8 protein-coding genes are annotated in these 12,230 nt (G+C 72.3%); 2 read left to right on the top strand and 6 right to left on the bottom strand.

Features of this window, described 5'->3' with window-relative positions:
• Positions 1-201 precede the first annotated feature (201 nt).
• Together BM430_RS18735 and BM430_RS18730 are read right to left on the bottom strand one after the other, a co-directional pair.
• Positions 202-1,200: an ABC transporter substrate-binding protein gene (locus tag BM430_RS18735; protein WP_093568763.1), complete on the bottom strand. Its 999-nt coding sequence runs from the start codon at positions 1,198-1,200 to the stop codon at positions 202-204.
• A 150-nt stretch (positions 1,201-1,350) separates the two neighbouring features.
• Complete coding sequence (locus BM430_RS18730; RefSeq protein ID WP_093568762.1) at positions 1,351-1,596, bottom strand: DUF6356 family protein; 246 nt, start codon at positions 1,594-1,596, stop codon at positions 1,351-1,353.
• A 143-nt stretch (positions 1,597-1,739) separates the two neighbouring features.
• Here BM430_RS18730 and BM430_RS18725 point away from each other — a divergent pair, with 143 nt between their 5' ends.
• Both BM430_RS18725 and BM430_RS18720 read left to right on the top strand, forming a co-directional pair.
• The gene (locus BM430_RS18725) at positions 1,740-2,201 is read left to right on the top strand and encodes an Lrp/AsnC family transcriptional regulator (protein ID WP_048434174.1); all 462 of its coding nucleotides are present in this window, start codon (positions 1,740-1,742) and stop codon (positions 2,199-2,201) included.
• Between the two features lie 348 nt (positions 2,202-2,549).
• Positions 2,550-4,013 carry an MDR family MFS transporter gene (locus tag BM430_RS18720; protein WP_093568761.1) on the top strand — a complete coding sequence of 488 codons (1,464 nt, stop codon included), beginning with the start codon at positions 2,550-2,552 and terminating at the stop codon, positions 4,011-4,013.
• A gap of 7 nt (positions 4,014-4,020) precedes the next feature.
• Here the strand turns inward: BM430_RS18720 and BM430_RS18715 are convergent, their stop codons facing one another.
• The 4 genes from BM430_RS18715 to BM430_RS18700 all read right to left on the bottom strand — a co-directional run bounded on the left by BM430_RS18715 (position 4,021) and on the right by BM430_RS18700 (position 12,143).
• Positions 4,021-4,986: a tyrosine recombinase XerC gene (locus tag BM430_RS18715; protein ID WP_093568760.1), complete on the bottom strand. Its 966-nt coding sequence runs from the start codon at positions 4,984-4,986 to the stop codon at positions 4,021-4,023.
• Between the two features lie 76 nt (positions 4,987-5,062).
• Positions 5,063-5,941 (bottom strand): aldose 1-epimerase family protein, encoded by an 879-nt coding sequence (locus tag BM430_RS18710; protein WP_093568777.1) that lies wholly within the window; start codon positions 5,939-5,941, stop codon positions 5,063-5,065.
• Positions 5,942-6,156: 215 nt separating this feature from the next.
• On the bottom strand, positions 6,157-7,833 hold the full coding sequence (locus BM430_RS18705) for a DEAD/DEAH box helicase (RefSeq protein ID WP_093568759.1): 1,677 nt from the start codon (positions 7,831-7,833) through the stop codon (positions 6,157-6,159).
• A 530-nt stretch (positions 7,834-8,363) separates the two neighbouring features.
• A complete protein-coding gene (locus tag BM430_RS18700; protein WP_093568758.1) occupies positions 8,364-12,143 on the bottom strand; it encodes an ATP-binding protein in 3,780 nt (1,259 codons plus the stop codon).
• Positions 12,144-12,230: the final 87 nt, after the last annotated feature.

The raw sequence follows: 12,230 nt of genomic DNA, 5'->3' as shown, positions 1-12,230 counted from the left end.
GCACCCCTTGGTGGCCCGCCGTCGTCCTCGTCGCATCAACCGCGGCGGCACGACGGCATCAGAGGCCGGATACATGACTGCTCCTGAACCGACTGGCTCAAACCGATGCTCACAAACCCTTGCGAAACGGGGGCCGTCCATACATGACGTCGGGGAGAGACCGACCTCGTACCGATCGATACGAGAGATCGAAGCAGGGCCTCAGGTGCCCGGCTGGCCGTGCACCGCCTTGTAGAAGAAGTCCTTCCACTCCTTCGGCCGGTTCTTCAGCACCCCGGCCTTCGCCAGGTGCTCGGCCTGCAGCATCGTGCCGTAGGGTGTGGTCGAGAACACGACGCCGGGCTGCTTCATCATCGCGACGAGCTCGTCGGGCTCGAACTTCTCCTTGGTCGCCCCGAGATAGAGCTCGGCCGCCCGCTTCGGGTCGTCGCGGATCAGCGCGTTGGCCTCGTCGATGGCGGCGAGCACCGCGGCGGTGGTCTTCGGGTTCTGCTCCATGAACTTGCCGCGGCCGAACACGATGGCGTTGCTCAGCGGTCCCCCGACCACGTCGTAGGAGTTGAGCACGACGTGGATCTTCGGGTCCTTCAGCTCGATCTGCTGGTAGGGCGGCAGCGAGAAGTGGCTGTTGACCTCGCTGGTGCCGCCTAACAGCGCGCCGACCGCGTCGGGATGGCCGAGCTGGATCGTGATCGCGTCGAGCTTGTTGCGGCCGGCCTCGCCGAACTGGCGCTCGGCGGCGATCTGCAGCATCACGGCCTGGGCCGAGACCTTCACGGTCGGCACCGCGATTCGGTCCTTGGCCGAGAAGTCGGCCAGCGTCTTCACCGCCGGGTTGCGGGTGACGAGCATCATCGGCGCGCCGGCCGAGGCGGCGAGCCCCTTCACCTCGCCGCGGGTGCGGTCCCAGGCCAAGAGCAGGTTGGTGGCGCCGCTGGTGACGAAATCGACGTTGCCGGAGATCAGCGCGTCGACCGAGGCGCCGCCGCTCGTCAGCGTGACCCAGCTCACCTTCACGTCGCCGAGGCCGGCCGCCGCGACGTGCTTCTCGACCAGGCGCTGCTGCTCGGCCAGCACCATCGGCATGTAGATCAGGCCGGGCTGGCGGGTGAAGCGGACCTCGCCGGTCTCGGCGTTCGCGGAGGTGGCGAGGCCGAGGGCGACGGCCAGCGCGCCGACGGCGCGCCTGAGGAACGGCATGGGCGGATGCTCCCTGTTTCCCGGCCCCTGTCCGGACGCTCGGGAACGAGCACCTGCCGGGACCGTGTCAGGGGGCCAGGGTCCGGAAATGCCCCGGACACGTCAAGCCGCGACGAAGGAAGGGGGGTCGGGAATGACGGAGAGAGTGCGTCAGGCCGAGACGGCGGAGCCGGTCCGGGCCTGCGCGGCGCGGCTGCGGTTCGCCACCATGCGGTCGTGCAGGCGGATGATCGTGCGCGAGCCGGTGCTGGTGAAGGCGAAGGGCAGGATGCCGTGCACCAGACAGGCGAGGCCGCCGGCGATCATGCTGAGGCCGAAGCTGGTGGCGACGCCCATATGCTCGACATAGGTCTCGCCGACGGCGGCCGGATGCTCGGAGAAGGACAGCTTCGACATGGGATCCTCGGGCGATTCGGGGTCTCGGAAGGCACTCTGAGAATCGCACGGAGCCCGCGCAGACGGATTGCGAAATTCACCCGCACCCGGCATGGTTGCGCAATCCGATTGCGTGAACTTGCGAGAGAGTGGAAAAATTTCGCGTGGACGAGTTCGACCGAAAAATCCTGTTGTGCCTGCAGGAGAATGCGGCCGAATCGCTCGAGGCGATCGCCGCCCGGGTCGGCCTGTCGGCCTCGCCGTGCTGGCGGCGGATCCAGAAGCTGGAGGCGCAAGGGGTGATCCAGCGCCGGGTGGCGCTCCTCGATCCCGACCGGATGCGGGTCGGCGTCACGGTGTTCGTCTCGGTGCGCACCAACCGCCACACCGCCGACTGGGCCGAGCGCTTCTGCGCCGCCGTGGTCACGATCCCGGAAGTGGTCGAGTTCTACCGCATGAGCGGCGAGACCGATTACCTCCTGCGCATCGTCGTGCCCGACATCGCCGCCTACGACCGGGTCTACAAGCGGCTGATCCAGTCGGTCGACCTCTACGACGTCAGTTCGGCCTTCGCGATGGAGCGGATCAAGTACACGACGGCGCTGCCGGTGACTTACGCGGAGTGATACTTCGGAAAAATTGGCTCAAAATGCCTATATTTCTCTTCTCCATCCAGACTTCGACCTCATCCTGAGGTGCTGCCGCGTGCGGCAGCCTCGAAGGAGGCCTCCAGGAATCACAGAGACTTCTGGAGACCTCCTTCGAGGTCAGTCGATCTTCGATCGGCTGACACCTCAGGATGAGGTCGTGGGTAGGAGGAGATGCTTGTCGTGGCTGAGCAGCTCCGAGAGAAGCGTTCGACGCGACTGCGCGGGTCTGGCCTGCGCCCGACGCCAGTTGCTTTCCGGGCCGATCGGTTTAGCTGCGCGGCAAAGGCTTCGCCACGCCAGTAGATCCCGCCGAGAAGAGCCACCATGACGACCTCCCGGACGACGCGCCGTCCCCTCGTGATCGCCGCCGTCATGGCCGCGATGGCGATGGTGGCGATCGAGGCGACGATCATCTCGACGGCGATGCCGGGCATCGTCGGCGAGCTCGGCGGGTTGTCGCTCTACGCCTGGGTCTTCTCCGGCTTCCTCCTCACCCAGACCGCCGCCACGATCGTGTTCGGCAAGCTCGCCGACATCCACGGCCGCAAGCCCGTGCTGCTCACCGGCATCGCGGTGTTCCTCGCGGCCTCGGTGCTGTGCGGCTTCGCCTGGTCGATGCCGGCGATGATCGCGTTCCGGCTGATCCAGGGCATCGGCGCGGGCGCCATCCAGCCCGTCGCGCTCACCATCGTGGGCGACCTCTACACCGCGCAGGAGCGCGGGCGGATCCAGGGTTTCCTCGCCAGCGTCTGGGCGATCTCGGCGGTGGTCGGGCCGGTGGCGGGCGGCTTCATCATCGCGCACGCCTCGTGGTCGTGGATCTTCTGGATCAACCTGCCGGTCGGGCTCGTCGCCTCGGGCCTGTTCATCGCCTTCCTGCACGAGGGAGAGCGGCGCGAGCGCCGGCCGGTCGACGCGGCGGGCGCGGCCCTGTTCACCCTCACGGTGGCGGCCCTGATGGTGGCGCTGACCGAGGCCGGCGAGGCGCGCTGGTCGATCGCCGGCATCGCCGCCGGGCTCGGCCTCGTCGCGGCGGTGCTGCTGGCCCTCCAGGAGCGCCGGGCGCGGGAGCCGGTGATCGACGCCTCGCTGTGGCGGCGCCGGCCGATCGCCGCCGCCAACGGCACCTCGCTGCTCGCCGGCATGGCGCTCATCGGGCTCACCACCTTCCTGCCGATGTACGTGCAGGGCGTGCTCGGGCAGACGCCGATCGTCGCCGGCATGGCGCTCACCGTCATGGTGCTCGGCTGGCCGATGGGGGCGACGCTGGCGGCGCGCTCCTTGAACCGCTTCAGCCTGCGCCGCATCCTGATCACCGGCAGCCTGATGCTGCCGCTCGGGGCCATCGCCATCGTGACGCTGCAGCCCGGCAGCCACCCGGTCCAGGCCGGGATCGGCTCGCTGGTCATGGGCTTCGGCATGGGGCTGGTGAGCAACGCGTCCCTGATGCTGATCCAGGAGATCGTGCCCTGGACCCAGCGCGGCAGCGCCACCGCCTCGAACATCTTCTCGCGCAACCTCGGCAGCACGCTCGGCGCCACGGTGTTCGGCGCGGTGCTCAACCACGGGCTCGCGGCCTCGGGCAGCACCGTCACGGCGGACAGCCTGCAGCAGGCGCTCGCGGCGGGCGGCCTGCCGGGCGAGGCCGAGACCGTGCGCCAGGTCCTGCAGCACGCCCTGCACCAGACCTTCTGGGCGGTGCTGCTGTTCTCCGCGGCGGCCTTCGCCACCGCGCTCCTCGTGCCGCACATCACCCTCGGGCGCGCCCGCGAGGTGCCGGCGGAGTGATCCTTCTTCAGGAGGCGCGCGCCCGCGGATGCGCCGAATCGAACGCGTCGAGCAGGCGGGCGGCGTCGACCTTGGTGTAGACCTGCGTCGTCGCCAGGGAGGCGTGACCCAGGAGTTCCTGGATCGCCCGCAGGTCTCCCTGGCGGCCGAGCAGGTGGCTGGCGAAGGAGTGGCGGAGCGCGTGCGGCGTCGCGGTGTCGGGCAGGCCGAGCGCCCCGCGCATCGACGCGACGGCGAGCTGCACGATGCGCGGCGAGAGCGGTCCGCCCTTGGCGCCGACGAAGAGCGGGCCCTCCGCCGGCAGCGCGTAGGGGCAGAGCTTCAGGTACTCCGCCACCGCGGCCTGGACCTGGGGGATCACCGGCACGCTGCGGGTCTTCTGGCCCTTGCCGACCACCGTCACGGCATCGATCCCGTCGACGGGCGCGTCGCGCCGCGCGAGGCCGAGCGCCTCCGAGATGCGCAGGCCCGAGCCATAGAGGAGGGCCAGCACCGCGGCGTCGCGGGCCAGCACCCAGGCCGGGCGCTCCTCGCCGGCGCGGATGTCGGGGCTCGCCATCGCGATGGCCGCGGCGACGGGGAGCGGGCGCGGCAGGCGCCGCTCGACCTTGGGGGAGCGGATCGCGGCGAGCGCCGCGACGCTGCCGTGCCCCTCGCGGTCGAGGTGGCGGGCGAAGGAGCGCAGGCCGGCCAGCCCCCGCATCAGGCTGCGCCCGCCGACGCCCTCCTGCCGCCGTGCCGCCATGAAGCCGCGCAGGTCGCGGGGCTTCAGGCGGATCAGGGCCGGGATGTCGGGATTCGTCCCCTGGCGGACGAGGTGGGCGAGGAACTGGCGCAGGTCGCGCCGATAGGCCTCGACGGTGTTGGGCGACAGGCGCCGCTCCGCGGCCAGCCCTTCGAGCCAGGTGATCGCCGCCGCCCGCACGTCGGGTGCGCCGGGCAGCAGCAGGTCGGCGGGTTCGGCGTCGGACATGGGTGGCCGGGCTCCGGATCGGGGGATGGCGAGTAGGCCCCGGACCCGGTTGACGACCGGTTGACGCCTCGGGGACTCAGGCTGGGTTGAAGCGCAAGGTCACCCCGTGATGGGCGCTCGCGCCCGGCGCCAGCAGGCGTTGCGAATCGCGCTCGGCCAGTTCGCCCGAGAACCCCGCCCAGTCGGCGTGGCCGGTCCAGCATTCCAGCGACAGGAACGGCGCCGTCGGCCGGGTCCAGACCGCGAGGTGGGGGAAATCCTCGGCTTCGAGCGCGATCGCTGCGCCCGACGGCGCGGTGAAGTGCATCGCCCGGCTGCGGGCGTTCAGGAACACCAGAGCCTCGGTGAACATGTCGGGATCGAGGGGCAGGGTGTCGCCGTCGAGGGGCAGCGACCGCTCGGAGCGCACCAGCAGGCCGCCGGCGCCGACCTCCGGCACCGCCGGCCGCTCGGGCTGCTCGAAGCGCACCGCGTAGCCGCCCCCGGCGGCCCGCTCAGCCCCGGCGAAGGGCCAGGGAAAGGCGGGGTGGAAGCCGAGGGCGTAGGGCAGCGGCCCGGAGCCGGGATTGTGGACCGCGCAGGCGAAGGCGAGCGCCCCGTCCCGCACCGTGGCGGTGATGTCGAGCCGGAAGGCGAAGGGGTAGTGCGTCCGGGTGTCCGCGCTGTCGGTCAGGCGGAGCGTCACGCTGTCCTCGGCCTGCGCCACCACGGCGAAGCGGCTGTCGCGCGCGAAGCCGTGCTGCGCCATCGGGTAGGCGCGGCCCTCGACCGTGACGGCGCCCCCGGCCGACGCCCCGACGACCGGGAAGAGCCAGGGCGCGTGCCGGTTCCAGTGCGCCGGATCGCCCGACCACAGGTACTCGGTGCCGCCGACCCGCCAGGAGACCGGCTCGGCCCCGGTGAGGGCGAGGCGGGCGGTGGTGTCGCGGTGGCGGATCTCGACGGTGTCGCTCATCGGGGCCTCGTGGGGCTGGCCGGTCATGAACCCTCCCCCCTCCGCGGGGGAGGGTGGCGAGCGGAGCGAGCCAGGAGAGGGGCAGCGCGACGCCGATCCAGTCGGCGACCTTCATGAAGGTCGCGACCTCTCCGGAAGCGTCGTCCCCTCTCCCGCCCCGCATCCGCGGGGCACCCTCCCCCGCAGAGGGGGGAGGGATCAAGAGGGCGCGACCCTCACCCCCGCCGGGCGTAGTTGCGGCGGGGCTGGCGCTGCTGGCGCGGCGGCACCTCGGCCTCGCCGCCGGCCAGGGCCTCGACCTGGAGGTCGGCTGGGCCGGTGCGCGGGAAGGTATGGGCGAAGCGCTCGGCGGCGCCGCCGCGGACCTCGAACTTGGTCTCGCGGTCGAAGATGCGGATCGCGCCGATCTCCTCGCGGGTCACGTCGCCGCGGCGGCACAGCATCGGCAGCAGCCGGCGCGGGTCGGCGTTGTCGCGCCGGCCGACATTGAGGCGGAACCACACGCTCGACCCGAACGGCGCACGCGGGGTGTCCCGGGCCGTGGTCTCGCGCCGGGGCGTCACGCCGCGGCCGGTGGCGAAGCCGGGATCGGTGACCTCCTCCGGCGAGGGCAGGCGCGAGCGGTAGGCCCGTACCAGGGCGGCGGCGAGGTCCTCGGCCGAGCGCTGGGCGAGCAGCGACTGGGCCATGGCGCGATCCTCGTCGCTCACCTCGTCGGTGACGAGGGGATCCTGGAGCAGGCGCTCCTGGTCGAGGGCGCGGATCTCGTCGGCCGGCGGCGGGCCGGACCAGACCGGCACCACGTTCGCGCGCACCATCAGCTCCTCGGCCCGGCGGCGGCGCGACGGCGGCACGAGGAGCACGCTGATGCCCTTGCGCCCGGCCCGGCCGGTGCGGCCCGAGCGGTGCTGCATCACCTCGGAGTCGTTGGGCAGTTCGGCGTGAATGACGAGACCGAGGCCCGGCAGGTCGATGCCGCGGGCGGCGACGTCGGTGGCGACGCAGACCCGGGCGCGGCCGTCGCGCAGGGCCTGGAGCGCCGCGTTCCGCTCGCCCTGGCCGAGCTCGCCCGACAGCGCCACCGCCTGGAAGCCGCGCTCGGTCAGCACCGCCTGGAGGTGGCGCACGGAGTTGCGGGTGTTGCAGAACACGATGGCGGTGCGCGCCTCGATCTGGCGCAGGGTGTTGACCACCACGAGCTCGGTCTCCCGCGGCAGGATGCGGAAGGCGCGGTACTCGATGTCGGCATGGGCCTTGGTCTCGCCGACCACCGCGATGCGCATCGCGTCGCGCTGGTAGGCCTCGGCGAGCGCCACGATGGGCTTCGGCAGGGTGGCGGAGAAGAGCAGCGTGCGCCGCTCGGCCGGGGTGGTGCCGAGGATGAATTCCAGGTCCTCGCGGAAGCCGAGATCGAGCATCTCGTCGGCCTCGTCGAGCACGGCCGCGCGCAGGGCCGTCGGGTCGAGGTTGCGCCGCTCGAGGTGGTCGCGCAGGCGGCCCGGGGTGCCGACCACGATGTGGGCGCCGTCGGCCAGCCAGCGGCTCTCGCGCCGCGGATCCATGCCACCGACGCAGGAGACGACGCGGGCACCGGCCGGGCCGTAGAGCCAGGACAATTCGCGGTGGACCTGGAGCGCCAGCTCACGGGTCGGCGCGATCACCAGCGCCAGCGGGGCGCCGGGGGCGGGCAGCATCTCGGCGTCGCCCAGCAGCGTGCGGGCGAGCGCGAGGCCGTAGGCGACGGTCTTGCCGGAGCCGGTCTGGGCCGAGACGACGAGGTCGCGCCCCTCGGTCTCGGGCTCGAGGACGGCGGCCTGGACCGGCGTCGGATCTTCGTAGCCGCGGTCGGCGAGAGCCTTGGCGAGCGGGGCGGGCAGAGCAGGAAAAGGCACGTGATTCGATCCCGGGTGAGGCGACGCGCGGGGATCGAATCGGCTCCGGAGGCCCAAGGCTTGGTAGCACATGGCCTCGTGGAGAGGGCCGGCCGCATCGGCGGCGGGCGCTCTGCGGCGCGCGGGGAATCCCTACGGTCTTTTCGTGGAGGATGGTGCTGTTACAGGGGTTCGGGGCGCAGGTCCACCCCGGGGGCGGGCTCCGCGGGCGGGCGCATGGCTGAGGGGGCTTCCGGTGCATGGGCGGATGCATTCGGGGTTCATGCTCGAAGCAAATCGGTTCCGCCGCTCCCCCTCGTTCAAGAAAAAGCGCGGGATCCCCTCTCCCGTGTGGGAGAGGGGTAGGGGTGAGGGTGCTACGGTTCCGCAGAAGCCTCGAACCGTCCCGCTACCAGCACGATGCGCTCAGTTCTTCACTGAAGCGTGTCACCCTCACCCCTAACCCCTCTCCCACACGGGAGAGGGGGACGCGCCATGCATTTTTATATTATTGACTTCGAATAAAAAAGCAGATCACAGCAGAGAACCGCTCACCCCTCGATCATCGCCCGGATCCGCCGCGCCAGCAGTTCCAGCGGGAAGGGCTTGGTGATCATCTGCATGCCGGGGGCCAAAAACCCCGCCATGGCGGCGTTCTCGGCATAGCCGGTGATGAACAGCACCTTGAGGTCGGGGCGGTGCTCGCGGGCGGCGTCGGCGAGCTGGCGGCCGTTGAGGCCCGGCAGGCCGACATCGGTGACGAGGAGGTCGATGCGGGCCGGGCCTCGCAGGACCGCGAGGCCGGCCGGGCCGTCCTTCGCCTCCAGCGCCCGGTAGCCGAGGTCGCGCAGCACGTCGACGATGAGGCTGCGCACCGCCGGCTCGTCCTCGACCACCAGCACCGTCTCGCCGCTGCCGGCGGGCGGCGTCGCGGCCGGGGCCGGCGCCGGGATTTCCGCGGCGGGCGGGCCGGCATGACGCGGCAGGTAGAGCGCCACCGTGGTGCCGCGGCCGACCTCCGAGGTGATGACCGCGTGGCCCTCGGACTGGCGGGCGAAGCCGTAGATCATCGACAGGCCGAGGCCGGTGCCCTGGCCGAGCGGCTTCGTGGTGAAGAACGGGTCGAAGGCGCGGCGCACCACCTCCGGCGGCATGCCGGTGCCGGTATCGGTCACGGCGAGACGGAGATAGGCCCCCGGCGCCACGTCGCCGTGGGCGGCGGCGAAGACCGCGTCGAGCTCGACGTTGCGGGTCTCGATGACGAGGCGCCCGCCCTCCGGCATCGCGTCGCGGGCGTTGATCGCGAGGTTGAGGATCGCGCTCTCGAGCTGGTTGGCGTCGCACAAGGTCGGCCAGAGCCCCTCGGCGAGGCGGGTCTCCAGGGCGACGGTCTCGCCCAGCGTCCGGCGCACCAGGTCCTCGAGCGAGACCACGAGGGCGTTCGCGTCGACCGGCCGCGGGTCGAGGGGCTGGCGCCGGGCGAAGGCCAAGAGCCGGTGGGTCAGCGCCGCGGCGCGGTGGGCCGAGGTCAGCGCCGCCTCGATGTAGCGCGGGGCGACGTCGAGGCGCCCTTGCGAGAGCCGGGTCGAGAGCAGGTCGAGGGAGCCGACGATGCCGGTGAGCAGGTTGTTGAAATCGTGGGCGATGCCGCCCGTCAGCTGGCCCACCGCCTCCATCTTCTGCGACTGGCGGAAGGCCTCCTCCAGCTCGCGCTGCTCGGTGACGTCGCGCCCGACCGCGTGCAGGTGGGCCTCCCCCGGCACCGCGGTCCAGGACAGGGTGCGGTAGGAGCCGTCGGCGTGGCGGTAGCGGTTCTCGAACAGGAGCGTCGCGTGGCCGTCGGCGAGGCGCTGCGTCTCCGCCAGCGTGCGCGCCTGGTCGTCCGGATGGACGAGGTCGAGGAAGGGGAGGCCGATCAGGTCCTGCGCCTCCCAGCCCAGCACCGCGCCCCAGGCCGGGTTGAGGGCGGTGATGGTGCCGTCGAAGCGCGCGACGAGCATCACGTCCCGCGACAGGCGCCACATCCGGTCGCGCTCGCGGGTGCGCGCGGCGACCTGGGCTTCCAGCGTCTCGTTGACCTGCCGCAGGGCGTCGGCCGCCTCGTGCCGGACGCGGGCGAGGCGCAGGTTGGTCTCGACCCGGGCGAGCAACTCGCGGGCCGAGAACGGCTTGATCAGGTAGTCGTCGGCCCCTGCGGCGAGACCCTCGATGCGGGCCTCCTCTCCGGCCCGGGCCGAGAGCAGGATCACCGGGATGCCGCGCAAGGCCGGGTCGGCCCGCAAGGCCGCGAGCAGCCCGAACCCGTCGAGGCCCGGCATCATCACGTCGGAGAGGACGAGGTCGGGCGCGCGGCGGCGGGCCGCCGCCAGCGCCGCCTGCCCGTCGGCCACCGCCTCGACGGCGTGGCCGGCATCGCCGAGCAGGCGCCGGACGTAAGCCCGCATGTCGCCGTTGTCGTCGGCGAGCAGCACCCGGCCGGTGAGGCCGGCGGGGCCCGGGGCCTCGACGAGGTCGGAGGCGGGCGCGGCCTCGTCGTCGAGCCAGCGCGTCGCCTCCTCGACGAAGACGTGCGAGCGGGTGGCGGTCGAGACCCCGGCCCGGGCGGCGCGGATGCGCTCCGGCGGCAGGTGGGCGCGGCCGAGCGGCAGGCTCACCGTGAAGGTGCTGCCGCTCCCTAAGGCGCTCTCCACCCCGACCGTGCCGCCGTGCAGCCGCACCAGCTCCTGCACCAGGGCGAGCCCGATGCCCGATCCCTCGAAGCTGCGCCCCTGCGCGCCCTCGACCCGGTGGAAGCGCTCGAACAGCCGCGGCAGCTCGGCCTCCGGAATGCCGAGGCCGGTATCCGAGACCGTGAGCACCGCGTGGTCCGCTTGCGCCCGCAGCCGCACGGCGATGCGGCCTTGAAGCGTGAACTTGAAGGCGTTGGAGACGAGGTTGAGGACGATCTTCTCCCACATCTCTGGATCGACGAAGGCGGGCTCCGGCAGGGGGACGCACTCGACGTCGAGACCGAGGCCGGCCTTGTCGGTGGCCGAGCGGAAGCTCGAGGCCAGCTCCGCGGTGAAGCGGGCGAGGTCGAGGGGCTCGAAAGCCGCCTGGGCCCGGCCGGCCTCGATGCGCGAGAAATCGAGGAGCGCGTTGACGAGCTTCAGGAGCCGCAGGCCGTTGCGGTGGGCGAGCTCCACCAGCCGGCGCGTGTCGGGGTCGACCGGTGCGGCATCCAGCACCTCGGTCAGCGGACCGAGCATCAGGGTGAGCGGCGTGCGGAACTCGTGGCTGACGTTGGAGAAGAACACGGTCTTCTGCCGGTCGAGCTCGGCGAAGGCCTCGGCCCGGCGCCGCTCGGCCTCGTAGGCGTTGGCGTTGGCGAGCCCCGTGGCGACCTGGCCGACGAACAAATCGACGAAGCCGCGATACGCCTCGTCGAGGGGCCGGTAGGGGTTGAGCCCTGCGACGAATACCCCGGCCGGGTGGTCCTGGCCCTGCCGGGCGATCGGCACGACGAGGGCGTGGGTGGGCGGACGGTCCCAGGGGCCGGTTGGCATGTCGGCAAAGAGCGGCCCGAGGGCGTCCACCGCCACCGTCGCCGGGCCGGCGGGATCGCGATGCGCCAGCGCGGCGGCCGCGGCCTCGGCCACCCGCCCGGCGGCCGGGTGGTCCGGCCCGGGCCCCGCCCGGGCGAGCAGGGCCGGCTCGTCGCCCGTCAGGTAGGCGAGCGCCACCGGCAGGTCGGGGGTGCCCTCGCCGAGGCAGGCGGCGACGACCGCGCCGGCCTCCGCCGCGGTCCGGGCCGCCGCCATCCCGGCGCCGAGATCGCGCAGACACCGCAGGCGCCGCTCGCCGATGACCCGCTCGGTCTCCTCCGAGACGACGCAGAGCATGCCGGTGACGGTGCCGGACTCGTCGGCGAGCGGGCTGTAGGAGAAGGTGTGGTAGCTCTCCTCGGTGAAGCCGCGCCGCTCCAGGAACAGCAGCAGCGCCTCGTCCCAGGTCGCCTGGCCGGTGCGCAGGACCTGGGCGATGCGCGGGCCGATATCGGGCCAGATCTCGGCCCAGACCACGTCCGAGCGCGAGCCCAGCGCCCAGGCCTCCTTCACGCCGAGCGTCGGCTTGTAGGCGTCGTTGCAGAAGAAGGTGAGGTCGGGCCCCCAGGCCATCCACATGGCGAAGCGGGAGCCCAGCATGATCCGCACCGCCGTGGTCAGCGATTGCGGCCAGCCCGCGACCGGCCCGAGCGCGGTCACCGCCCAGTCGTGGGCGCGCAGGCGCGCGCCCATCTCGCCGCCGCCGGGAAAGAGGGTGTCGTGCGGGGTGGGCGGGTTACCGGCCATAGGTATTGTCCAGCATGCCCCGGCGATGGCACGGGCGCCGCGGACTGTCAAAAACCAGTCTTAAGAAACCTGGAATGGGCCGGGCCG

Source organism: Methylobacterium sp. 174MFSha1.1 (genome assembly GCF_900116815.1).
Taxonomy (GTDB): domain Bacteria; phylum Pseudomonadota; class Alphaproteobacteria; order Rhizobiales; family Beijerinckiaceae; genus Methylobacterium.
Note: the sequence above shows the minus strand (reverse complement) of the source record. Positions and strands in the feature narration are given on the sequence as shown.